General features: G+C 70.9%; 22 protein-coding genes and 2 pseudogenes. 13 read left to right on the plus strand and 11 right to left on the minus strand.

The window, feature by feature from the left end:
* Positions 1–92: 92 nt before the first annotated feature.
* Positions 93–251 (plus strand): annotated as a pseudogene (locus tag OG524_RS22550) (DUF4158 domain-containing protein); the annotation flags it as partial.
* Positions 252–421: 170 nt separating this feature from the next.
* Here the strand turns inward: OG524_RS22550 and OG524_RS22555 are convergent.
* Positions 422–1,552: an alpha/beta fold hydrolase gene (locus OG524_RS22555; RefSeq protein WP_405389043.1), complete on the minus strand. Its 1,131-nt coding sequence runs from the start codon at positions 1,550–1,552 to the stop codon at positions 422–424.
* A 655-nt stretch (positions 1,553–2,207) separates the two neighbouring features.
* Here OG524_RS22555 and OG524_RS22560 point away from each other — a divergent pair.
* Positions 2,208–2,600, plus strand: coding sequence for a hypothetical protein (locus OG524_RS22560; protein ID WP_405389042.1), 393 nt, complete (start codon positions 2,208–2,210; stop codon positions 2,598–2,600).
* A gap of 206 nt (positions 2,601–2,806) precedes the next feature.
* On the opposite strand, the pseudogene OG524_RS22565 reads toward OG524_RS22560, so the two are convergent.
* A pseudogene (locus OG524_RS22565) lies at positions 2,807–3,304 on the minus strand (Tn3 family transposase); the annotation flags it as partial.
* 803 nt (positions 3,305–4,107) lie between these two features.
* On the opposite strand from OG524_RS22565, the gene OG524_RS22570 reads away from it, so the two are divergent.
* Together OG524_RS22570 and OG524_RS22575 are read left to right on the plus strand one after the other, a co-directional pair.
* Positions 4,108–4,263, plus strand: a complete 156-nt coding sequence (locus tag OG524_RS22570; protein WP_405389041.1) for a hypothetical protein — start codon at positions 4,108–4,110, stop codon at positions 4,261–4,263.
* Between the two features lie 177 nt (positions 4,264–4,440).
* Positions 4,441–5,430, plus strand: coding sequence for a malate dehydrogenase (locus tag OG524_RS22575; protein ID WP_405389040.1), 990 nt, complete (start codon positions 4,441–4,443; stop codon positions 5,428–5,430).
* A 69-nt stretch (positions 5,431–5,499) separates the two neighbouring features.
* On the opposite strand, the gene OG524_RS22580 is transcribed toward OG524_RS22575, so the two are convergent.
* Both OG524_RS22580 and OG524_RS22585 read right to left on the minus strand, forming a co-directional pair.
* On the minus strand, positions 5,500–6,237 hold the full coding sequence (locus OG524_RS22580; RefSeq protein WP_405389038.1) for an isocitrate lyase/phosphoenolpyruvate mutase family protein: 738 nt from the start codon (positions 6,235–6,237) through the stop codon (positions 5,500–5,502).
* A 35-nt stretch (positions 6,238–6,272) separates the two neighbouring features.
* Positions 6,273–6,785: a carboxymuconolactone decarboxylase family protein gene (locus OG524_RS22585; protein WP_405389037.1), complete on the minus strand. Its 513-nt coding sequence runs from the start codon at positions 6,783–6,785 to the stop codon at positions 6,273–6,275.
* Positions 6,786–6,832: 47 nt separating this feature from the next.
* Between OG524_RS22585 and OG524_RS22590 the strand changes: the two genes are divergently transcribed.
* From OG524_RS22590 to OG524_RS22600, 3 genes are all read left to right on the plus strand, one after another.
* The gene (locus OG524_RS22590; protein ID WP_405811580.1) at positions 6,833–8,227 is read left to right on the plus strand and encodes a PLP-dependent aminotransferase family protein; all 1,395 of its coding nucleotides are present in this window, start codon (positions 6,833–6,835) and stop codon (positions 8,225–8,227) included.
* Positions 8,228–8,355: 128 nt separating this feature from the next.
* A complete protein-coding gene (locus OG524_RS22595) occupies positions 8,356–8,631 on the plus strand; it encodes a hypothetical protein (protein ID WP_405389034.1) in 276 nt (91 codons plus the stop codon).
* Between the two features lie 6 nt (positions 8,632–8,637).
* The gene (locus OG524_RS22600; protein WP_405811581.1) at positions 8,638–9,825 is read left to right on the plus strand and encodes a glutathionylspermidine synthase family protein; all 1,188 of its coding nucleotides are present in this window, start codon (positions 8,638–8,640) and stop codon (positions 9,823–9,825) included.
* Positions 9,826–9,926: 101 nt separating this feature from the next.
* Here the strand turns inward: OG524_RS22600 and rocD are convergent, their stop codons facing one another.
* Positions 9,927–11,132 carry an ornithine--oxo-acid transaminase gene (gene rocD / locus OG524_RS22605; RefSeq protein ID WP_405389032.1) on the minus strand — a complete coding sequence of 402 codons (1,206 nt, stop codon included), beginning with the start codon at positions 11,130–11,132 and terminating at the stop codon, positions 9,927–9,929.
* Between the two features lie 223 nt (positions 11,133–11,355).
* Between rocD and trpS the strand changes: the two genes are divergently transcribed.
* Together trpS and OG524_RS22615 are read left to right on the plus strand one after the other, a co-directional pair.
* Positions 11,356–12,369 carry a tryptophan--tRNA ligase gene (gene trpS / locus OG524_RS22610; RefSeq protein WP_405389031.1) on the plus strand — a complete coding sequence of 338 codons (1,014 nt, stop codon included), beginning with the start codon at positions 11,356–11,358 and terminating at the stop codon, positions 12,367–12,369.
* Positions 12,370–12,471: 102 nt separating this feature from the next.
* Complete coding sequence (locus OG524_RS22615) at positions 12,472–13,062, plus strand: 2'-5' RNA ligase family protein (protein WP_405811582.1); 591 nt, start codon at positions 12,472–12,474, stop codon at positions 13,060–13,062.
* 19 nt (positions 13,063–13,081) lie between these two features.
* Here the strand turns inward: OG524_RS22615 and OG524_RS22620 are convergent, their stop codons facing one another.
* Together OG524_RS22620 and OG524_RS22625 are read right to left on the minus strand one after the other, a co-directional pair.
* On the minus strand, positions 13,082–13,840 hold the full coding sequence (locus OG524_RS22620) for a decaprenylphospho-beta-D-erythro-pentofuranosid-2-ulose 2-reductase (protein WP_405389029.1): 759 nt from the start codon (positions 13,838–13,840) through the stop codon (positions 13,082–13,084).
* 41 nt (positions 13,841–13,881) lie between these two features.
* Positions 13,882–15,231 carry an FAD-binding oxidoreductase gene (locus OG524_RS22625; RefSeq protein WP_405811583.1) on the minus strand — a complete coding sequence of 450 codons (1,350 nt, stop codon included), beginning with the start codon at positions 15,229–15,231 and terminating at the stop codon, positions 13,882–13,884.
* A 127-nt stretch (positions 15,232–15,358) separates the two neighbouring features.
* Here OG524_RS22625 and OG524_RS22630 point away from each other — a divergent pair, with 127 nt between their 5' ends.
* Entirely contained in the window at positions 15,359–16,279 is a 921-nt protein-coding gene (locus OG524_RS22630) for a YihY/virulence factor BrkB family protein (protein WP_405389027.1), read from the plus strand.
* On the opposite strand, the gene OG524_RS22635 is transcribed toward OG524_RS22630, so the two are convergent.
* Complete coding sequence (locus tag OG524_RS22635; protein ID WP_405389025.1) at positions 16,227–17,474, minus strand: D-alanyl-D-alanine carboxypeptidase family protein; 1,248 nt, start codon at positions 17,472–17,474, stop codon at positions 16,227–16,229. The genes OG524_RS22630 and OG524_RS22635 overlap by 53 nt on opposite strands.
* A gap of 121 nt (positions 17,475–17,595) precedes the next feature.
* Here OG524_RS22635 and OG524_RS22640 point away from each other — a divergent pair, with 121 nt between their 5' ends.
* From OG524_RS22640 to OG524_RS22650, 3 genes are all read left to right on the plus strand, one after another.
* Positions 17,596–17,841, plus strand: a complete 246-nt coding sequence (locus OG524_RS22640; RefSeq protein WP_405389024.1) for an SCO4848 family membrane protein — start codon at positions 17,596–17,598, stop codon at positions 17,839–17,841.
* A gap of 62 nt (positions 17,842–17,903) precedes the next feature.
* Complete coding sequence (locus OG524_RS22645; RefSeq protein ID WP_405811584.1) at positions 17,904–19,274, plus strand: metallophosphoesterase; 1,371 nt, start codon at positions 17,904–17,906, stop codon at positions 19,272–19,274.
* A 257-nt stretch (positions 19,275–19,531) separates the two neighbouring features.
* A complete protein-coding gene (locus OG524_RS22650; RefSeq protein WP_405389022.1) occupies positions 19,532–21,085 on the plus strand; it encodes an ABC transporter substrate-binding protein in 1,554 nt (517 codons plus the stop codon).
* Here the strand turns inward: OG524_RS22650 and OG524_RS22655 are convergent.
* From OG524_RS22655 to OG524_RS22665, 3 genes are all read right to left on the minus strand, one after another.
* Complete coding sequence (locus OG524_RS22655) at positions 21,072–21,890, minus strand: TetR family transcriptional regulator (RefSeq protein WP_405389021.1); 819 nt, start codon at positions 21,888–21,890, stop codon at positions 21,072–21,074. The genes OG524_RS22650 and OG524_RS22655 overlap by 14 nt on opposite strands.
* Positions 21,891–21,900: 10 nt before the next feature.
* Positions 21,901–22,356, minus strand: coding sequence for a thiol-disulfide oxidoreductase DCC family protein (locus tag OG524_RS22660; protein ID WP_405812484.1), 456 nt, complete (start codon positions 22,354–22,356; stop codon positions 21,901–21,903).
* 73 nt (positions 22,357–22,429) lie between these two features.
* The gene (locus OG524_RS22665) at positions 22,430–22,864 is read right to left on the minus strand and encodes a hypothetical protein (protein ID WP_405389020.1); all 435 of its coding nucleotides are present in this window, start codon (positions 22,862–22,864) and stop codon (positions 22,430–22,432) included.
* Positions 22,865–22,974 lie beyond the last annotated feature (110 nt).

Below are 22,974 nucleotides of genomic sequence, written 5' to 3' on the forward strand. Positions count from 1 at the left end.
CACCACACACCACTGACATCACACTCAGTCAGCCCTCCACGGAAAGTGAGCCAGAACCAACTCGTGAACAAAGCCACTTCTCAGTACCTCTTGATGAGCAGGCTGAGGCGTACGGGAAGTTCGCCGAGGAGCCGCCCCGCCCCGAGCTGGAGCGGTTCTTCTTCCTGGACCACGTCGACCGCGATCTGATCGCGCTGCGACGTTCCACGCACCACCAGCTCGGCTTCGCGCTCCAGATGTGCACGGTGCGCACCACGTAGGTGAGAAAGTGGCGGTGATCTTCCTCGGACAAACGCAACTCCCCCGTCAGGCCGACGGGGGAGTTGCGCTGTGCGCGGGTCCGGACGCGGCCGAACGAAACGTTCGACGGTGATCAGTTCTGCTCCGCGCTGGAGTCCTGGGCCCTGCGCGCGAACCTGCCCTACTTGCTGGTCTCGGACCAGTTGGGCACGTCGTTCTTGGTCCCGAGCAAGTGGTGGTCCAGCCAGTCGAATGCCTCGTCGACCGGAGGGTTGGAACCGCTGAACGGCACAGTCAGGCCGGTGGCCTCGGGCGCGGGGTGGTCACCCGACCGCAGGCGCAGCCGCTTGGGTACGGTCAGGTCGCTGAAGTATTTGGTGATCTGTGCGGCCAGGAAGAGCGCCTCGTTCCGGTTGGACAGGAACGTGGGGATGCCGCGGGTGTTGGTCGACTCGATGTAGCTGGACGGAGTCCGCTCCGTCGCCCACTCGGTCACCACTTCGAGGTTCCGGCCGGTCTGGAGGTCTGCGATGAGAAGCTGGGTATCTTCGTCGAACTTCCGCTCGGCGGGTCCGCCGGCGAGGCCGATCAGGGCCGACACCGCGGCACTGTGCTCGTCGTTGCCGAGACCGGCACCTGCGGAGAGGTCGCCCCACGCGTTCAGGGCCACAACGGCGTTCACCCGATCCCCCGGATCGTGTGCCGCGACGAGCTGGCTGATGGCCGAGCCGTAGGACTCGCCGAGGAAGGCGATGCGGCTGGGGTTGAAGTGCTGCTCGGCGTAGTCGATGACCGTGGAGCCGTCGCTCCAGTCCATGGGGCCGGCCACGTCGATCGTCCCGCCGGAGGTGAACGGGCCATCGATGTAGCCACCACCCTGCATGGACGCGGTGGCACCGATGCCACGCGGGGTGTAGGCCAGCACGTGGTAGCCGCGCGCCGCCAGCCGCAGATAGGTGTACTCAAACAGGGGCCAGCCGAGCGGGGTCCAGGCGGAGGGCACGATCACCAAAGGCCGGGATTCCGACCCGTTGAGCTTGATGGTGTGCGCCGACAGTCGCACACCATCAAAGTCCACGATCCGAGGGAAGCCGATGGTGGCAGCCTGCTGCACCTGCTCCGTCAATTGCTGGAGGTCGGGCGTCAGTAACGGACCGTCGGCCGTGCCGCTCAGCGTGGCGAGCAGGGCCTGGGCCACGTTGACGGCGGCCGGGTCCAGTGACGTCGGCGAGGCGTAGATGCCGCGCTCGGCAATCCGGGTCACCTGCTCTGAGGTGACCGGAGTGATCGCGCCGTCCTGCGGGTCGCTCATGAAGCATTTCCTTTCGCTGCCGCCGGCCGGTACTTAAGGTGGCCGACGCGGGTCTGCCGGCCAGTCCGGCGCTGCCTTGTCCGAGCGGAGGGCTGGTCACGCCGGTGAGCCTAGGCAGACCCTGGCATCGCATCGGTCCCCCGACGCGACCATCGCCCTTGGACAACTCCTCCGAGCGAGCCGTTCCCCTGCTGTTGACGTCACGATCGTCGTCGCACGCCGGGATGCCTACGACCGCGCCGCGCAGCGGCACCACCGCATCGAGTGGCCTACCGGCCGCGAACGCGGGCCAGTCTCGCGACGGCCTGGCGGTAGGGCCGGCCGTCCTGTCCGGGGATCTGGGACCGCATGCGGACAACGGTCTCACCAGCGGTCACGGACGCCTGCGGGTCCGGGGTGCGAAGGCGGCCGCACCCGGGGGCGCCAGCTGGGCGTCATCTGCTCACACCCGGGGTCCGACACCGAGAGGGCCGTTCGGGTGATTTCGGCGACCATGATCATCCGCAGGGGTGAAACCGGCTGTGCCGCGGCGTGGGCGACGGGAGTGAATGACCGAGCACCTGGTTTCGGCCGGGCCGTAACTCCGTCCCAAAAGGGCGCCCATCCACATGCAGGGCCGCAACCGGTGACGGCTGCGGCCGCGAAGGGAAACACCATGCGCATCCGAGTCCTCGCCCTGGCCGCCGCAGCAGTGGCGTCGGTGCCGCTCCTGGCCGGTCCCGCCTCCGCGGCCCCGGCCAACCTGAACGCGCCCTACGCCCGGGCCGCGGCCAAGGTCAGCGCTGACGGAACCCTCCTGGCGACCAAGAACGTCGCCTCGGCCGAACGAGTCAACGGCCAGCCGGCGGGCTACTACTGCGTGGCGGTCTCCGACCCCACCATCGACCTGCGCAACGCGGCCGTACTCGCCACGGTCAACAACTTTCGGTCCATGATCACCGCCATCCCGAACAGCAACTGCAACGGCAAGACCCGCACCATCACCGTCGTGACGAGCAACTACCACAACGACTTGGCTGACGTTCCCTTCACCGTCGCCGTTCTGTAGCCACCGGCCCGCCCGCTAAGTACCCCATGCTGGCAGGCCGGTTCACCGGCCCAGGTCCAAGAGCGGAGCACGGCAGTCCTGCCGGGCTCCGCTCAGCCACGAGAACGCACCTGTCACGGGGACCCGGAAACCTCACTTCCCGATCGGCCGGCCGGGGCCCACCCCGCGCCGAGGCAGGTACTCGCCACCCAGCTGCGTGCCGGCGCTCACCCCTGGTCGGCGGTGTCCTTGTCGCGCAGGGGCCGCAGGCCACCGGGCAGGTCGGGGAGCTGGAAGGAGTACCGGCCGAGCATGTTGACGTGGTGACGCACGAACGGGGAGAGCCGGGCCACATCCCGGTCGCGGACCTCGAAGCCCTCGGTGCGCAGCTGGGCGAGGGCGGCGTCCATGTAGCGGGTGGTGAACAGCACCAGGGCGTTGAGGACCAGTCCGAGAGCCCCGATCTGGTCCTCCATGCCGTCCTGGTAGCGCTGGTAGAGCTGCCCGGCCCGGCCGTGGAAGATCTTCCGGGCGAGCGCGTGGCGGCCCTCCTGGAGGTTGGCCTGCACCTTGATGTGCCGCCGGTATCCGGGCTCGTCCGCGAGGCGCAGGATGTGCAGGGTCTTCGCGATCCGCCCGTAGTGCGCGATCGCGTCGCCCAGCGGGGTGGGGCGCCCGTCGCGCGAGAGCATCCGGATCACGTCGTAGGCGCGGACGGCCCCGGTGTGGATGTTGATCCGCTTCGAGCCGCACCGCACCGAGCACCGCGGCCAGCAGCTCATCCGGCTACTCCGCGGACTCGAATCAGGCCAGATCAGGAGCCGCTGCACGGCATAGCGTTGTTTTTTCGGCGAGAACTACTGGGACCCCCATGTGGGAGCTGGCAGAGCGGGCCTGGAGCCGCTCCGGGATGCGCCACGACCTGCCCATGGAGGCCATCCGGATCTCCCAGGCCCGTGCGGCGCTCGGCGAAGCGGGAGCGGCCTCGGCGGTCGGCGGACACGGCCGTCCGGGCGGTGGCGACGGCCGTTCGGGCGGTGCGACCGTCCCGACCGTCGCCGGACCGGAGGACGAGGTGCGTTGCCGCGGGCCGCCGGACGTCTGTACCCGTCAGGCGCGGGACCCTGCGGCGGATCCCGCGGCAGCCGCAGGCCGACGGCGGCAGCGGGACCACCGGGGCGCCGGGCGTGCCCGAAGGGCGGGGCGGCGGCCGTCGCACGCCGGCGATGCTCCTCGTGGGTGTCGTCGGCGGGCTCCTGGTGACGGCCGCGGCGGTGCTGCTCACCGATCTGGGCGGGGACGGCGGCGGGAAGGCCGCCGCCCCTCCGCCGAGCGGGCACCGACGCGCCGCGACTGCCCGCCGGGGTGGGGTGCAGCGGCGCCGCCTGCACCGGCAAGGACCCGGAAGCCATGGGCTGCGGCGGGCAGTCCGCCGACACGGTCCCGCGGGCCACGGTCGGCGGAAGCCTCGCCGAGGTCCGCCACAGCAGGACGTGCGCGTCACCCAGGGCGCCCCGGGCGACACCGTGTGCGGATCGGTGCGGGAGGAGAGGCCGGGCAGGACGGCACGGTGGACGCCGACGCGGACGCGTACACCCCGATGGCCGCGGTGAAGGAGGCGTCCGACGCGAAGGCCTGCGCGACCCTCGCGGCCGGGACGACCGGCTGCGCCACGGCGGGGTGAGGGGGCGGTCCGGACGCGGTGCGTGACCGGCTGTGCGCGGTCCCACAGGGGGGCGGGCGGCCGGGAACGTGCGGGTCGGATAGCCTGATCGCTGGATATCTCTTCACGTCAAGATTCAGAGGTATCCCACACCAGGGGCAGGAAACCCCCACCGCCAGCTGTCTAACGGAGATCGCCATGACCCGCACTCCCGTGAATGTCACCGTGACCGGCGCAGCCGGCCAGATCGGCTACGCGCTGCTCTTCCGCATCGCCTCCGGCCACCTGCTCGGCCCGGACGTGCCGGTCAACCTGCGACTCCTCGAGATCCCGCAGGGCCTGAAGGCCGCCGAGGGCACCGCGATGGAGCTCGACGACTGCGCCTTCCCGCTGCTGCGCGACATCGAGATCACGGCCGACGCCAACGTGGGCTTCGCCGGTGCGAACGTCGCCCTCCTGGTCGGCGCACGCCCGCGCACGAAGGGCATGGAGCGCGGTGACCTGCTCTCCGCCAACGGTGGCATCTTCAAGCCGCAGGGCAAGGCCATCAACGACAACGCCGCGGACGACATCAAGGTCCTCGTCGTCGGCAACCCGGCCAACACCAACGCGCTCATCGCGCAGGCCGCCGCCCCGGACGTACCGGCGGAGCGCTTCACCGCGATGACCCGCCTGGACCACAACCGCGCGATCTCGCAGCTGGCCGCCAAGACCGGTGCCGCCGTCTCCGACATCAAGCGGCTGACGATCTGGGGCAACCACTCGGCGACCCAGTACCCGGACATCTTCCACGCGGAGATCGCCGGGAAGAACGCCGCCGAGCTCGTCGACGACGAGGCCTGGCTGGCCGACACCTTCATCCCGACCGTCGCCAAGCGCGGCGCCGCGATCATCGAGGCCCGTGGCGCCTCGTCGGCGGCCTCGGCCGCCAACGCCGCCATCGACCACGTGCACACCTGGGTCAACGGCACCGCCGAGGGCGACTGGACCTCGATGGGTATCCCGTCGGACGGCTCCTACGGCGTCCCCGAGGGCATCATCTCCTCCTTCCCGGTCACCACGAAGGACGGCAAGTACGAGATCGTCCAGGGCCTGGACATCAACGCCTTCTCCCGCGCGCGCATCGACGCGTCGGTGCAGGAGCTCACCGAGGAGCGCGACGCGGTCCGCGAGCTCGGCCTGATCTGATCCGGCACGCCCGAAGGGGCGCCCCCGTGCGGCTCACGCTGCCGGGGGCGCCCCTTCGCGCGTACGGGCTCAGTCGCCGCGCAGCCGTTGTGCGAGCTCACGCACGGCGTCCGCGGCCCTGCGCTGCAGCAGTGGTCCGAAGGTGACCCGGGCCGCGCCGAGCCCGCCGAGGCGGCGGGCGTCGGACGGGCCGTCGGGTGTGCCGTTGGCGTTGAGCGGGACCGGGAGGGCGGCGGACAGCCGGGGCAGATCGGTGGCCGGGGCCGCGATCGGGTAGACGCAGTCGGCGCCCGCCGCCGCGTAGAGCCGGCCGCGCGCGATCGTCTCGCCGACCACGTCCGTGCCGTCCGGGACGCCCTGGATGTACGTGTCGACGCGGGCGTTGACGAAGAGGCGCCCGCCCGCGGCGGCGCGCACCGCGGCGAGCCGGTCCGCCTGCCGACGCGGTTCTACGAGGACGCCGTCGGCCGAGTCCTCCAGATTACAGCCCACCGCACCCGCCTCCAGAAGGCGCTCCACGAGCTCCTCAGGGGCCAGCCCGTACCCGCCCTCGATGTCGGCCGACACCGGCACGGACACGGCGCGCGCGATCCGGGAAACCGCCGCGAACATCGCGGCGGCGGGCGTGTGCCCGTCCTCGTGGCCGAGGGAGGCCGCGACCCCGGCGCTCGGCGTCGCCAGCGCCGGGAATCCCGCGTCCTCGAAGGCGCGGGCACTCGCGGCGTCCCACGGGCCGGGCAGGACCAGCGGGTCGCCGGGAGGGCGGCCGTGATGCAACGCGCGGAAGACGGACGCGGGCTCGTTCATCGGTGCTCCGGGGTGTGAGGGGATGCGCGGGGGCCTCAGTGCTTGATGTCGCCGGGCGTGTGGCGGCCCGGTACCTGACGGGTGGCCACCCCGAACCGGTTCCACGCGTTGATCACCGTGATGGCGGCGATCAGCTGGGCGAGCTCCGCCTCCTCGAAGTGCTCGGCGGCCTTCGTGTACACCTCGTCCGGCACGAAGCCGTCGGTCAGCACGGTGACGGCCTCCGTCAGCTCGATCGCCGCCAGCTCCCGCTCCGTGTAGAAGTGCCGCGACTCCTCCCAGGCGCTGAGCTGGACGATCCGTTCGACGGACTCGCCCGCGGCGAGCGCGTCCTTGCTGTGCATGTCCAGGCAGAGCGCACAGCGGTTGATCTGCGAGGCGCGGACCTTCACCAGTTCGAGCAGCGTCGGGTCGAGACCCTTACGGGAGGCGGCGTCCAGCCTGACCATGGCCTTGTAGACATCGGGGGCGAGCTGCGCCCACGCGAGACGGGCGGGGTGCTCGGGGGCGTGCCCGGCGGGCGTGTGCGGGTGTTCGTGGGGCGTCATGCCTACGACGCTACGGCGCGGGTGGCGCACCGGTATGGTCCATTTCCATGACGGATTCCTGGGCCGCTTTCGGTGCCGACCTGCACCTCGAACCCGTCGGAGCGGGGCTGCGCAGCGGGCTGACGGACGCACTGCGGGAGGCCGTCCGTACGGGAAGGCTGACCCCCGGCACCAGGCTGCCCTCGTCGCGGACGCTCGCCGCCGACCTCGGGGTCGCCCGCAACACCGTCGCCGACGCCTACGCCGAGCTGGTCGCCGAGGGCTGGCTCACCGCGCGGCAGGGCTCGGGGACCAGGGTCGCCGAGCGCGCCGCCGTGGCCGCCCCCGCCGCGCGGACACCCCCGTCCCGGCAGACGCGGCGACCCGCCCACACCCTCGTACCCGGATCGCCGGACCTCTCGTCCTTCCCGCGCGCGGAGTGGCTCAAGGCCGCCAGGCGCGCCCTCACCGCGGCCCCCGACGAGTCCTTCGGCTACGCCGACCCGCAGGGCCGGATCGAGCTGCGCACCGTGCTGGCGGAGTACCTGGCGCGGGCGCGCGGGGTGTACGCGGACCCCGGGCGCATCGTGATCTGCTCCGGGTTCGTCCACGGGCTGACGCTGATGGGGAAGGTGCTGCGGCGGCGCCGGGTGCGGGAGGCGGCCGTCGAGTCGTACGGGCTCGACATCCACCGGGACCTGCTGGCCGGGACGGGGCTGCGGACCCCGTGCCTGCCCGTGGACGGGCTCGGGGCCGTCACCGGGGAGCTGGGCGGGATGCCGGGCGTGGGAGCGGTGCTGCTGACCCCCGCGCACCAGTTCCCCACCGGTGTCCCGCTCCACCCCGGGCGGCGGACCGCGGTGATCGACTGGGCGCGGTCGGCGGAGGGGATGGTCCTGGAGGACGACTACGACGGGGAGTTCCGCTACGACCGGCAGCCGGTGGGCGCGCTCCAGGCACTCGATCCGGAACGGGTCGTCTACCTGGGGACGACCAGCAAGTCGCTGGCGCCGGCACTGCGGCTGGGCTGGATGGTGCTGCCGCAGGGACTGGTCGGGGAGGTGAACGCGGCCAAGGGCGGCACCGACTGGATGTCCGGGGTGCTGGACCAGCTGACGCTCGCGGAGTTCATCGCTTCGGGGGCGTACGACCGCCATGTGCGGTCGATGCGGCTGCGCTACCGGCGCCGCCGCGACCAGCTCGTCGAGGCCCTGGCGGAGCGGGCGCCGGACTTCCGGGTGAGCGGCATCGCGGCCGGGCTGCACGCCGTGCTGGAACTCCCCGAGGACACCGAACAGGCGGTCGTCCAGGCGGCGGCCTGGCAGGGACTCGCCCTGGAGGGGCTCACCCGCTTCCGGCACCCCGACGCGGAGGGCCGGGACGGGCTGGTGATCGGCTACGGATCTCCGTCCGAGAGCGGGTGGGCGGGGGCCCTGGACGCGCTCTGCCGGGTGCTGCCGTAGGCACGGACGCCCGTACGCGTGAGGGGTGACGGTCACACCGGGTTTCAGCCAGGATGGGCAGGCATCTAATCTGACTGCAAGTCCGGTGGCTGAACGGCAGCCCGGAGCACGACGGGGGAGAACAGAACATGGACAGGCGCAGGTTCAGGTCGGGCACCGTGCTGCTCGGCGGCATGGGAGTACTCGCGGCGACGCTCACCGCCTGCAGCTCCGAACCGGACAGACGGTGCGTGGACCCGGTCACCCAGGAGATCCTGCCGAGCTACGAGTGCAGTGACAGCAGTGGCAGCGGGTCGTACTACTACGGCGGCAGCAGCTCCAACAACCGTGTCTCCGGCGGCAGTTTCAACAGGTCCGCGGTCGAAAGCGGCGGATTCGGTTCCTCCACGTCCAGCGGCGGCTGAGCCGTCGTGGAGCGCCGCACCGTCGAGCCGCGTCCCGGCTGGCAGGAGACCGTGGAGGAACAGGGGCTGATCTACCCCCTGACCCGCTACCCGGACGGATCGCTGCGCCCGTACTGGGACGAGAGCGCCTACTACGTCTTCTCGCTGCCCGAGGTCGAGGCGCTGGAGGAGGTCGTGGAGGAACTCCACACCATGTGCCTGGCCGCCGCCGCGCACATCGTCGAGCACGACCGCTTCGCCGACCTGGGCGTCACCGACCCCAGGCTGGCGGGACTGATCGCCGAGTCCTGGCGGCGACGCGACGAACTCCCGTCCCTGTACGGCCGGTTCGACCTGCGCTACGACGGTGGCGGCCCGGCGAAGATGCTGGAGTACAACGCCGACACCCCCACCTCGCTGGTGGAGGCCGCCAGTCCCCAGTGGTTCTGGATGGAGGAGCGCTTCCCCGGCGCCGACCAGTGGAACTCCCTGCACGAGCGTCTCGTCGCCGCCTGGAAGCGGCAGGCACCGCTGCTGCCGCCGGGCCCCCTGCACTTCGCCCACTCCGACGGCGACGAGCTGGGCGAGGACCTGATGACGGTCGCCTACCTCCGCGAGACCGCTGCACAGGCCGGGATCGACACCGAGGCGCTCTCCGTCGAGAAGATCGGCTGGGACCGGCTGACCGGCCGGTTCGTCGACGAGAAGCTCCGCTTCATCCGCAGCTGCTTCAAGCTCTACCCGTGGGAGTGGCTGACGACCGACCGCTTCGGTCCGCACGTCCTGGACACCCTGGACAACGGGGGCGGCACCGGCACCACCTGCTGGATCGAGCCCGCCTGGAAGATGCTCCTCTCCAACAAGGCGCTGCTGGCGATCCTGTGGGAGCTGTACCCCGGGCACCCCAATCTGCTGCCCGCCTACCTCGACGGCCCCAGGGAACTGGCCGCCGAGGGAGGCGCGGGCTACGTGTCCAAGCCCCTGCTCGGCCGCGAGGGCGCCGGGGTCACACTCCACGAACCGGGCAGCGCACCGGTACCCCGCGACGAACCCTGCTGCTACCAGGAGCTGGCGCCGCTCCCCGACTTCGCGGGCAACCGGGTCGTGCTCGGCGCCTGGGTGGTCGAGAACGAGGCCGCCGGGCTCGGCATCAGGGAATCGGCGGGCCCGGTCACGGACGAGTACGCCCGCTTCCTGCCCCACGTCATCCTCTGAACCGTACGGGCCGGGCCGACCGTACGGGCCGGGCGGGCCGGAGCGGGCACGGGCCGGACCCGCGAGCCGTCGGGGCCCGGCCCAGGCCCCGACGCGGAGCCTCAGCCGCCCAGGACACCGCGGAGCTGGTCCAGGCCCCAGTCCAGGTCCTCCTTGCTGATCACCAGCGGCGGGGCGATCCGGATCGTGGAGCCATGGGTGTCCTTGACCAGCACACCGCGCTCCATCAGCTTCTCCGAGATCTCCCGGCCCGTCCCGAGCTCCGGGGCGATGTCGACCCCGGCCCACAGCCCCCGGCCCCGTACGGCCCGGACGGCGCCCCCGCCGGCCAGCAGCCCCAGCTCGCGGTGGAGATGGTCGCCCAGCTCCGCCGCCCGCTGCTGGAACTCACCGGTGCGCAGCATCGCGATCACCTCGAGCGCCACGGCGCACGCCAGCGGATTCCCGCCGAACGTGGACCCGTGCTCGCCGGGGCGGTGGACCCCCAGCACGGCGGCCGACGAGACCACGGCCGACACCGGCACGACACCGCCGCCCAGCGCCTTGCCCAGCACGTACATGTCGGGCACGACACCCTCGTGCTCCAGTGCGAAGGTCCTGCCGGTCCGGCCGAGCCCCGACTGGATCTCGTCCGCGATGAACAGGACGTTCCGCTCCCGGGTCAGCTCCCGTACCCCGGCGAGATAACCCGCCGGCGGCACCAGCACCCCCGCCTCGCCCTGGATCGGCTCCATCAGGACCGCCACGGTGTTCTCCGTCATCGCGGCGGCGAGCGCGGTCAGGTCCCCGTACGGGACGATCTCGAACCCGGGCGTGTACGGGCCGAAGTCGGCCCGCGCCTCCGGGTCCGTGGAGAAGCTGATGATCGTGGTCGTCCGGCCGTGGAAGTTGTCGGCGGCCACGATGATCTTGGCCATGCCGTCCGGGACGCCCTTGACGCGGTAGCCCCACTTCCGGGCGGTCTTCACCGCCGTTTCCACGGCCTCCGCCCCGGTGTTCATGGGCAGGACCATCTCCATGCCGCACAGCTCGGCGAGCTGCGTACAGAAGTCGGCGAACCGGTCGTGGTGGAAGGCGCGCGAGGTCAGCGTCACACGATCCAGCTGGGCCTTGGCGGCGTCGATGAGACGCCGGTTGCCATGGCCGAAATTGAGCGCCGAATAGCCGGCGAGCATGTCCAGGTAGCGGCGGCCCTCGACATCGGTCATCCAGGCGCCGTCCGCCGAGGCGACGACGACCGGCAGCGGGTGGTAGTTGTGCGCACTGTGCGCCTCGGCGGAGGCGATGGCGTTCTCCGTGGTCGACACGGGATCTCCGTTCGTCGTGCGGCGTGGGCGGGGTGTGCCCACTTTGTATCGTCGGTCGCATCGGGGACGAGGAAACCTCCGCAGCGCGGCGCGCCCTCTCGTGCGCCCCTGCTGTGTTTTCCGTCCCGCCCGCCGCGTTCCGCCGTCGACGGGCATCCGTGCGCCCCCGGTCTTCGCCGCACCGGCTGCCGGAGATCCCCGCCGTACCTGAGACAATGGGTCCATGGCCTCTGATCGACCCCGCGTGCTCTCCGGAATCCAGCCCACCGCAGGCTCGTTCCACCTCGGCAACTACCTCGGCGCGGTGCGCCAGTGGGTGGCGCTGCAGGAGTCCCACGACGCCTTCTACATGGTGGTGGACCTGCACGCGATCACCGTCCCGCAGGACCCGGCGGAGCTGCGTGCGAACACCCGGCTCGCCGTCGCCCAGCTGCTGGCGGCGGGGGTCGACCCCGAGCGCTGCACGCTGTTCGTCCAGAGTCATGTCCCCGAACACGCCCAGCTCGGCTGGATCATGAACTGCCTCACCGGTTTCGGCGAGGCGTCCCGCATGACGCAGTTCAAGGACAAGTCCGCCAAGCAGGGCGCCGACCGCGCGACCGTAGGCCTCTTCACCTACCCGGTGCTGCAGGTCGCCGACATCCTGCTGTACCAGGCCGACCAGGTCCCGGTGGGCGAGGACCAGCGCCAGCACATCGAGCTCACGCGTGACCTCGCCGAGCGCTTCAACGGCCGTTACGGACAGACGTTCACCGTCCCGGCGCCGTACATCCTCAAGGAGACCGGCAAGATCTTCGACCTCCAGGACCCGGCGGTCAAGATGAGCAAGTCGGCGTCCACGCCGAAGGGTCTCGTCAACCTCCTGGACGACCCGAAGGCCACCGCCAAGAAGGTCAGGAGCGCGGTCACCGACACGGACACCGTGATCCGCTTCGACGCGGAGAAGAAGCCCGGCGTCAGCAACCTCCTGGGCATCTACTCCACGCTCACCGGCATCGCGATCACGGATCTGGAGCAGAAGTACGAGGGCCAGGGCTACGGCGCGCTCAAGACCGACCTCGCCGAGGTCATGGTGGAGTTCGTCACTCCGTTCCGCACCCGTACGCAGGAATACCTGGACGACCCGGAGACGCTGGACTCGCTCCTGGCCAAGGGAGCGGAGAAGGCCAGGGCCGTCGCCGCCGAGACGCTGGCGCAGACCTACGACCGCATGGGACTTCTGCCCGCGAAGCACTGAGTCCAAGGACCCTGGCGAGAACGCGGTCCCAGGGGTCACACTGGCGTCGGCACGTGTGTCGGCATGACCGAAAACCGGCCATCGACGATTGAGGAGAACGATGTGGGGACCGTAACGCTTGGCGTTTCGATCGCGGTCCCGGAGCCCTACGGCAGCCTGCTCCAGGAGCGGCGCGCGAGCTTCGGGGACCCTGCCGCGTACGGCATTCCCACCCATGTCACCCTTCTCCCGCCGACCGAGGCCGAGGCGGCCGCGCTGCCGGCGATCGAGGCGCACCTCGCCCAGATCGCCACGGCCGGCCGCCCCTTCCCGATGCGGCTGTCCGGGACGGGCAGCTTCCGGCCGCTGACGCCGGTCGTCTTCGTCCAGGTCGTCGAGGGCGCCTCGGTCTGTTCCTGGCTCCAGAAGCGGGTCCGTGAGGCCTCGGGCCCCCTGGTCCGCGAGCTCCAGTTCCCGTACCACCCGCACGTGACCGTGGCGCACGGCATCGCCGAGGAGGAGATGGACCGCGCCTACGAGGAGCTCTCCTCCTACGAGGCGGCCTGGACCTGCGGTTCCTTCGCGCTGTACGAGCAGGGCGCGGACAGTGTATGGCGCAAGATCAACGAGTTCCCCTTCCGGGCGGGCGGCGGCACACCCGCCGTACCCGTCCAGGGCGGCTGCTCCGTGGACCAGCCGTCCCTGCAGTCCTGACCCCTGCGCCGCACCGGCCCTACCGCACCGGAAGCCGCCGGAACAGCGGACGCGGCACGTGCCGCAGGGCCGACATCACCACCCGCAGGGCGCCGGGCACCCACACCGTCTCCGAGCGCCGCCGCAGGCCCGTCACGATCGCGTCCGCGACCGCGCCCGGGGTCGTCGCGAGCGGCCCCTCCTCGCGCCCGGTCGTCATCCTCGACCGTACGAAGCCGGGGCGCACGACCATGACGTGCACCCCCGTGCCGTGCAGCGCGTCCCCGAGGCCCTGGGCGAAGGCGTCCAGGCCCGCCTTGCTGGAGCCGTAGATGAAGTCGGCCCGGCGGGCACGCTCACCGGCCACCGAGGACAGCACCACCAGCGATCCATGGCCCTGCGCCTGGAGTGCGCCGGCGCATACGAGCCCGGCGGAGACCGCCCCCGTGTAGTTGGTCTGGGCGACCCGGACCGCGGAGAGCGGTTCCTCCTCGTCGCGCGCCTGGTCGCCCAGGATGCCGAAGGCCAGCAGCACCATGTCGATGTCGCCCTCGGTGAAGAGCTTCCCGAGCACCTCCTCGTGCGACGCGGGGTCGAGCGCGTCGAAGGCGACGGTACGGACGTCGGCGCCCAGCTCGCGCAGCTCGGCGGCGGCCCGGTCCAGGGCGGGGGAGGGCCGCCCGGCCAGCCGGACCGTGCGCGTGCGGCGGGCGATCAGCCGGCGCGCGGTGGCCAGTCCGATCTCCGAGGTGCCGCCGAGGACGAGCAGGGACTGCGGGGCACCGAAGGCGTCCTTCACAGGGGAACTCCTAGCGACGATGACAGAGCGGGGGTGCGGGTTCAGAGCGAGAGGCGGCGGGACAGGTCGGACCGGAAGGCCCCGGCCGGGTCCAGCTCCCGGCGCAGGGCACGGAAGTCGGGCAGCCGCGGGTACATCGTGGCGAGCACGTCGGGCCGCAGCCGGGCGTCCTTCGCCAGGCAGACCCGGCCGCCGGCCGCCGCCACCTCCTCGTCGAGACCGTCCAGCAGCCGTGCCAGGCAGGGCAGTCCCGCGGGCAGCCCGAAGGAGAGGGTCCAGCCGGGCGTGGGGAACGAGAGCCAGCCCGTGCCTCCCTCGCCGAACCGTTTGAGCACGGCGTGGACGGCCGGGCAGCGGCGCACGGAGAGCTGCCGGACGATGCGGTACAGCGTCTCCCCGTGCCTGTCCCCGACGGCGAACTGGTACCGCACGAAGCCCGCCCGGCCGTAGACGCGGTTCCAGTGCGGGAGGGTGTCCATGGGGTGGAAGAAGGCAGGGATCCTCTGGAGCTCCCCGGTGCGGGACACGGGAGCGCTGCGGTGGCGGAGCTCGTTGAGGAGCGTCGCGGAGGCCCGTCCGAGCAGCCCCTGCGGCAGGAACGCGGGAGCGGCCGGCAGCTGCAGCGGACGGAACACGAGCGGTGTGCGCCGAGCGTGCGCCGGGAGCGCATTCAGGGGTGCGTGCTCCCCCCGGGTGAGTACGGCACGTCCCATGGCCCTTCCCCGCGCAAGCAGATCGATCCGCGCCGCCGCGTACGTGGCGCTGCCGGCGGTCGCGGCGAGACGGGCCATCGCCTCGTCCAGATCGGCCGCCCGCTCGGTGTCCACCGACATCAGTGCGGTGGCCACGGGCCGGAGGGTGAGGGTGGCGGAGAGGATGACCCCGGTCAGCCCCAGACCGCCCGCCGTCGCGTCGAACAGATCGGTGCCCGGCAGCACCGTACGCACCTCGCCCTCGGCGGTCAGCAGCTCCAGGGCACGCACGTGCCGGGCGAAGGAGCCCGCGCTCAGGTGGTTCCTGCCGTGGATGTCGGAGCCGATCGCCCCGCCGACGGTGACATGGCGGGTGGCCGGCGTGACGGGGAGGAACCAGCCGAGCGGCAGCAGCACCCCCATCAGGCGGTGCAGGCTCACCCCCGCGTCGCAGACGACCGTGCCCGTGACGGCGTCGACCGACCGGATCCGGTCCAGAGCGGTCATGTCGACCACCGAACCGCCCGCGTTCTGCGCGGCGTCACCGTGGGCGCGGCCGAGCCCACGGGCGACCACCCCGCGCGGCCCGCAGCCGCGCACGGCGACCACGGCCTCTTCGTACGTGCGGGGGCGAAACCGCAGCGCGGTCGTCGGGGCGGTGCGGCCCCAGCCGGTCATGGACACCGTGTCGACGGACATGACGTGACCGTATAGCCCGAGAAAACCCATTTGAGGGATTTGTTACAGCGCTCACCGAAATGGGTGATTGGCGAGTCGGGAAGCGCCGGACATCGGTTTTCCCCGCCCGGGAGGGTACGCGTACGTCATGGACTGGCTGAAAAGACTTCCCGTCATCGGGCCGCTCGTCGCACGGCTGATGGAGACGCACGCCTGGCGCTCCTACGAGACGCTGGAACGGGTCCACTGGGCCAGGCTCGCCGCGGCGATCACCTTCCTCAGCTTCCTCGCGCTCTTCCCGCTCATCGCGGTGGGCGCGGCCATCGGTGCCGCCCTGCTCTCCACCGAACAGCTGGACAAGATCGAGGACGAGCTCGCCGAGCAGGTCCCCGGGATCTCGGACCAGCTCGGCATCGACAACCTGGTGGCGCACGCCGGCACGGTCGGGCTGGTCGCGGGCGCGCTGCTGCTCCTCACCGGCATCGGCTGGGTCGGTTCGATGCGGGACTGCCTGCGCGCCGTCTGGGAGAAGGACGACACGGACGAGGGCAACCCGGTCGTCCGCAAGCTCAAGGACGCCGGGCTGCTGCTCGGCCTGGGCGGCGCGGCGCTCGTGACGCTGGCAGCCTCCGCGGTCGGCTCGACCGCCATCGGCTGGACGGCAGACTTCCTCGGCATCCCCGAGAACGGCGCGGGCGGTGTGCTGATCCAGATCGCCGCTCTGGCCGTGGCGGTGTGCGCAGACTTCCTGCTGCTGATCTACCTGCTGACCCTGCTGCCCGGTGTGGAACCGCCGCGCCGCCGGCTGATCGTCGCCGGGCTGGCCGGCGCGGTCGGCTTCGAACTGCTCAAGCTGCTCCTCGGCAGCTACATGAGGGACGTCGCGTCGAAGAGCATGTACGGGGCCTTCGGGGTGCCGGTCGCGCTCCTCCTGTGGATCAACTTCAGCGCGAAACTGCTGCTGCTCTGCGCCGCCTGGACGGCGACGCCGAGCAAGGAGGACACGGTCCCGGCCGTCAGCGACGAGGAAGGCGGCGCACCAGGTCGGGCAGCGGCCAGCGCCGGTTGACCAGGAACACCCCGGCGGCCAGGACCACCAGCAGTCCGCCGACGATCGACAGCGCGATCCAGGCCCCGCCGGATCCCGCGGGAGCGGCGGTGGAGGCGGCTGCCTGCTTGTCGTCCGCCTTGGTCGAGCCGCCGGCCGGCCTGGCACCCTTCCCGGTCCCCGTCGCGGCGGACCTGGGGGGCACCAGTTCGCCGACCGGGGTCACCTTGCCACTCGCCGCGAAGCCCCAGTCGAGCAGGCTGGCAGCCTCCTTGTAGACGGCGTGGCTCTCCTCGGACGACGGGTTCATGACGGTGACGAGGAGCACCTTGCCGTCGCGTTCGGCGACTCCCGTGAAGGTGTTGCCCGCGTGCGTCGTGTAGCCGTTCTTGACGCCCGCGATGCCCTTGTACGGCTCCACTCCGATGTCACCGGTGATCAGCCGGTTGGTGTTCTGGATCCCGAAGGTCTCGCGCTTCTTCCCCTTCTTCTTCTCGCCGGGGAACTGCGCGGTGGCCGTCGCGCTGTACTCGCGGAAGTCGGCCTTCTGCAGACCGCTGCGGGCGAACAGCGTGAGGTCGTACGCGCTGGATACCTGGGTCTGGGCGTCGTAGCCGTCGGGCGAGACGACCTTCGTGTCGAGGGCCTGCAGCTCCTCGGCGTGCCGCTGCATCGCCGCGACCGTCGCGTCGACACCGCCGTACATCTCGGCCAGGACGTGCACCGCGTCGTTGCCCGACTGCAGGAACACACCGAGCCACAGGTCGTGCACCGTGTAGCTGTGGTCCTCCTTCACGCCCACCAGGGAGCTGCCCTCGCCGACCCCGGCGAGGTCCTCCTCGGTCACCATGTGGGTCATGGTCTTCGGCTGCAGGGCGGGCAGGACCGTGTCGGCGAAGAGCATCTTGAGGGTGGATGCGGGCGGCAGCCGCCAGTGGGCGTTGTGGGACGCCAGCACCTGGCCGTTCTCCGCGTCCGCGACGATCCACGACCGGCCCGTGAGCTTCTTCGGCAGCACCGGTGCGCCGGGGCCCAGCTGGACCTGGGTGCCCACCTCGCCCAGGCGCTTGCCGCCCACGGTCGACATCGGGCCCGTCGGCCTGGGCTGTTTGTCGTCGGTCTTGTCCTTGTCGGCTGCCCCCGCGGGGCCGACGACACATACGGACAGCAACGCGGCAGAGAGGACCGTCAATACGGTCTTTTTCAGAGCAGGCACGGTCGGAAACGTACAGGGCGTGGATGAGGATGGGGGCCCGGATGGCCTGACCCGCCGTGCATACCGCCGGGACAGCCCACCCCGGACACCTGGACTCGAACGCGGCGGCGATACTGGGTGCATGAAGCTCAGCCGCCCCGTTTCCTGGTTCCTGCTCGCCTTCGGGGTGTGGAGCTGGTTCATCTGGATCACTTTCGCCAAGAACTTGTGGAAGGACGGCAGCGGCCTCGCGTTCGACGACGCCGGTGACCCGACCGCGTACTTCTGGGTCCATCTGCTGCTCACCATCACGTCGTTTCTTCTGGGGACGGCCGTCGGAGTCATCGGGTTCCGTGGTGTCAGGGCATTGCGGCGCGAACGCGCATGACAAGCCGGGCAAAGGTGAGAGTCCGGGCAGCGGCAGGCCAGTGGGTGGGCGGGGGAGCGTAAGTGGTTGTGGTCGTTGTCCTGGTGATGGTCGGGGTCCTCGCGCTGCTCGCGGGCGTGCACCGCTACGTGTGGCGCCGGCTGGTCGGTGACACCACGGCGAAGGGCGGCCTCGCGCGCCGCGCCGGCACGGTCGCGGCCTTCGTGCTGCCCGTGCTGAGCCTCGGCGCCCTGGCGTCGGGCCGCGTGGGCTTCCCGTTCTGGCTGCAGCAGGTGCTGGCCTGGCCGGGATACCTGTGGCTGGCCGTGCTGCTGTATCTGACGCTGGCTCTGCTGGTCGGGGAGGCCGTACGCCCCCTCCTGCGCCGGGTCCTCGCACGCGGGTCCGCAGCGGGCGCCCAGGAGCCCTCGGTGGACACGGAGGAGCCCTCCACGAGCACCCGGACCGAAGCGGTCACCGCAACCGTCGGCAGCACCGCCACGGCCGGCAGCACCGCCACGGTCACCGACGCCGCCACGGGCGAGGCCGCCGTCGCCGACGGCCTCGGCGGCACCCGTACGGATGTCGCGCCCCGCCCCGAAACCCCGGCGGCCCCGCCCGTCGCCGACCCCTCGCGGCGGCTGTTCGTCGCCCGGGCCGTCGGCGGCGCCGCGGCCCTAGCCGGGCTCGGCACGGTCGGCTACGGCACGTACGGCGTACTGCGCGGCCCCCGGGTCAAGCGCGTCACCGTGCCGCTCGCCAAACTGCCGCGTTCCGCGCACGGCTTCAGGATCGCCGTCGTCAGCGACATCCACCTCGGCCCCGTCCTGGGCCGCGCCCACACCCGGCGCATCGTCGACGCGATCAACGCGACCCGGCCCGATCTGGTCGCCGTCGTCGGTGACCTCGTCGACGGGTCCGTCGCCGACCTGGGCACCGCCGCCGAACCGCTGGCCGGGCTCGAAGCCCGCCACGGCAGCTACTTCGTCACCGGCAACCACGAGTACTTCTCCGGTGCCGCCGAGTGGGTCGACCACGTGCGCGAGCTCGGCCTGCACCCGCTGGAGAACGCCCGGGTCGAGATCGGCGGGTTCGACCTCGCCGGGGTCAACGACGTCGCGGGCGAAAGCGAGGGCCAGGGCCCCGACTTCGTACGGGCGCTCGGTGACCGGGACCGCGGCCGTGCCTCCGTCCTCCTCGCGCACCAGCCCGTCGTCATCGACGACGCCGTCGCCCACGGAGTCGACCTCCAGCTCTCCGGCCACACGCACGGCGGACAGCTCTGGCCGGGGAACCTGCTGGCAGGCCTCGCCAATCCCACCGTCGCCGGACTCGAACGCTACGGCGACACCCAGCTCTACGTCTCGCGTGGAGCGGGCGCGTGGGGGCCACCGGTCCGCGTGGGCGCGCCCTCCGACATCACCGTGGTGGAGCTCGCTTCCCGACAGGCCTGAGCGCCGCCCGGGCAACTGTCCTGATCGAACACGCAAATCACACACAGCCATCACGCGCAGCGACGAAAGTGCCTGGTGGGAGGCTGTGTCATGCCCAATTCGGGCTGTTTCTCGGTGTATATCGAACAAGAAGCTGTGAGCAGCCGGTTTGCTCTTCCAGATGTGAAAATCGTGTGATTGGGTGAGTACGAACATGCGGCAATGTGCGTATCTACGCACATGGACCGTGGCAGGGCTGGTAAGGGAGAGCACGGCACATGCGGTTGATCCGGCTTCGGATTCTCGCGATTCTCGCGGTATTGATCATCGTCGGCGTCGGCGCCTGGCAACTGCTCCCCTCGGACGAGGTGAACGAGGACCCGATCGCGGTCGGTACGTCGGACGAGGTGACCTCCCTCGACCCGGCCGGCGCCTACGACGCCGGCTCCTGGGCGATCTACAGCAACCTCTACCAGTCCCTGATGACCTTCAAGTCCGGGGCGATCGTGCCGGAGCCGGACGCGGCCGAGAGCTGCGGCTTCGTCGGCCAGAAGCTCCAGACGTACCAGTGCAAGCTGCGGGACGACGTGACGTTCGCCAACGGCCGCAAGCTCACCGCCGAGGACGTCAAGTACTCCTTCGACCGGATGCTGAAGATCAAGACGGACGTCGGCCCCTCGGTGCTCTTCCCCAGCCTCGACACGATCGTGGCCGAGGGGCGCACCGTGACGTTCAACCTCTCGGCCCGGGACGCGACCTTCCCGCAGAAGCTCGCCACGGGTGCCGGGTCCATCGTCGACCCCACCCAGTACCCGAAGGACAAGCTCCGTACGGGGAACGAGGTCGACGGCTCGGGTCCGTACACGCTGAAGTCGTACGAGCCGGGTGTGCGCGCACAGTTGGTGCCGAACCCGACGTACAGGGGCGCTCTGAAGAAGACCGGCCTGCCGGTCGACATCCGCTACTTCGACGGTTCGGACCAGCTGCGGACGGCCTGGAAGGCCGGAGACGTCGATGTGACGCACCGTCAGCTGCCGCCGGAGGACCTTTCCGAGCTCGACATCGCCTCCACCGACCAGCGCGTCACAGAGGCGGACAGCGCGGAGATCCGCAACCTCGTCTTCAACGTCCGTGAGGACTCGGCGCTCTCGGACAGGAAGGTCCGGCAGGCCATCGGCTGGATCATCGACCGCGGCCCGCTGGTCACCAATGTCTACAAGAGCACCGTCGAACCGCTCTACTCGCTGATCCCGCAGGGCTACATCGGGCACAGCACCCCCTTCTTCGACTCCTACCCGGAGCCCGACCCGAAGCGGGCCAGGGCGCTGATGGAGGAGGCCGGGGCGCAGATCCCGCTGCCCATCACCTTCGGCCACCGCGACGAGGACGCGAACAGGAAGGAGAGCGCCGAACTGATCCGCCAGCTGGAGGAGAGCGGCCTGTTCGAGGTCACGGAGAAGGCCGTGGACTGGCAGGCCTTCCAGAAGGGGTACGCGGCCGGTGACTACGACGCGTACACCGTCGGCTGGCTCCCCGACTTCCCGGACCCCGACACCTTCAGTCAGCCGCTGGTCGGCCGGGACAGCAGCCTCCACAACGGCTACGTCAGCGAGGAGATGGACTCGCTGATCGCGGCCACGCAGCAGTACAGCGACCGCAGCCGCACCTCGACCGACTTCAAGAAGCTCCAGAAGCTGGTCGGCGAGGACGTGCCGCTGATCCCGCTGTGGCAGAAGAAGGACTACGTCGTCAGCAAGGCCGACGTGTCCGGCTCCCAGTACCTCTCGGACGGCACCGGGATCTGGCGGCTGTGGGAACTCAGCTGGATCTGATGTCCTGGGCGCCCGGGGCGTCCGGCTCCTCCGAAGCGCCCGGGGCGTCCTGCCCCGGGCGCTTCGCTGCGCCGGGCATGAACTCCACCAGAACGTCGGTGAGTTGCCGTACGAGCGGTCGCAGCACCCGGAATCGGGAGAGCGCGATCGCCCGTGCGGCGATCGGCGCGATGCGCTCGACGAGCCGGCGGCTGCGCTCGGTCCCCTCGGTCCGGTCGTAGACCCAGAACAGCACCAGCCCCATCTGCATCAGCCACATCAACTGCGGCAGCAGCCGGGCCAGTTCCGGGTCGTGTCTGGTGCTGGATCCGGCCAGGCACCGCTCGTGCACGGAGATCGCCGCCTCGCGGGCTGCCACGGACTCCTCCGAGAAGGGGGAGAGCGGACTGTCCGGGTCGGCGGCGTTCTTGAAGAACTGGGCGGCGAAGCGGTGGTACTGCTCGGCCACGTCCAGCCAGCAGAGCAGCACACCGCGGATGCGTACGGCGAGATCCGGGTCGCCGGCCAGGACCGGCCGGACCGCTGCCTCGTGCTCGGCGGCGATCCGGTCGTAGAAGCCCTGGACCAGGTGTTCCTTCGAGGAGAAGTAGTAGTAGGCGTTCCCGACGGAGACACCGGCCTCCTTGGCGATGGCCCGCATCGTCGTCCGGTCGTACCCGTGCTCCTCGAAGAGCCTGAGCGCGGTCTCCAGGATCAGCGTGCGGGTCTGCTCGCTCTTGGGGGCCTTGGCGGTCCTGTCCGTCTTGCCTGCTCCGGCCGGCTTCGCTGTGCTCGCGTCAGCCACGTTCTTCTCATCCTTCACCACGGTCACCAGGCTATCCGGGAGATCCGCCCGCCGGATCCGGCAGCCTGCACCGTCCGTCGGCGGGGCCGCACGGCTCCGCCGTGACGGACCGGTACTTCGCGGCGGCGAGCACCGTCGCACGGGCGAACGGACGGCCCAGGGGAGTGGTCAGCCAGTGGGCTCTGGGCCGGTGTTCGGCGAGCGCCCACAGACAGACGATCCAGGCGGCGGTCCCCCGGTAGACCTGCCCCCGGTCCCCGACCACCGTGATCTCCTCGAACGTACCCGCGTGGTCGAGCCCGGGGAAGCGGCGCACCGCCTCCTGCGAACCGGCCGGGACGAGATCGAGCGGGACGAGCTGGCGCTGCTTCTGCAGCCAGTGCCGCACATGTACGCAGAGCGGGCACCGGTCGTCGTAGAGCACCGTGAGCCGGGTGACCGGAGGGTACGCGGCCGGGGCGGGCGCGCGGCCGTCCCGGCCCTGGATGTGCGCGACCGGGCCGGCCGCTCCCTGGCCGTGCGCGCGGCCGTCACTGCCCGGGGTGTCCGTCACGGCCGGCTCACTTCCCGGTGGCGGGTGCGGCCCAGGGGCCCTGGCTCCCGGGTCCGGCCCAGCCCTGCGGCGGCACCGGCGGGGTCTGCTCCCGCTCCATGAGTCCGCGCCGGCGGATCTTGTTGAGCACGTAGACGTTGCCCAGGTGCATCACGCCCAGGACCAGCAGGACGACGCCGACCTTCACCGACAGTGCCTCGAAGAGCTGCCGGGCGTCGGCCACCCCGTCGGCGTTCTTCAGGTAGAGGGTCACGAAGCCCAGGTTGACCAGGTAGAAGCCGACCACCAGCAGGTGGTTCACGGCCTCCGCGAGCTTCTCGTTGCCCTGGAGCACATCGGCGAGGAAGACCTTGCCGTTGCGGCTGAGCGTGCGGGCGACCCAGATGGTGAGCGCCACGCTGATGAGTAGGTAGATGACGTACGCGAGCACAGTGAGGTCCATGCCCCACCCTCCCTTGAACGCGTTCAAAATCCCGATGTCATGACTGTAGACCCGTCTTTGAACATGTTCAAGTAGCGTCCCGGCGAAGGCCGGAACGCTGGAGCGGGAGC

It is taken from the genome of Streptomyces sp. NBC_01520 (assembly GCF_045040375.1).
In the GTDB taxonomy this organism is placed as follows: Bacteria; Actinomycetota; Actinomycetes; order Streptomycetales; family Streptomycetaceae; genus Streptomyces.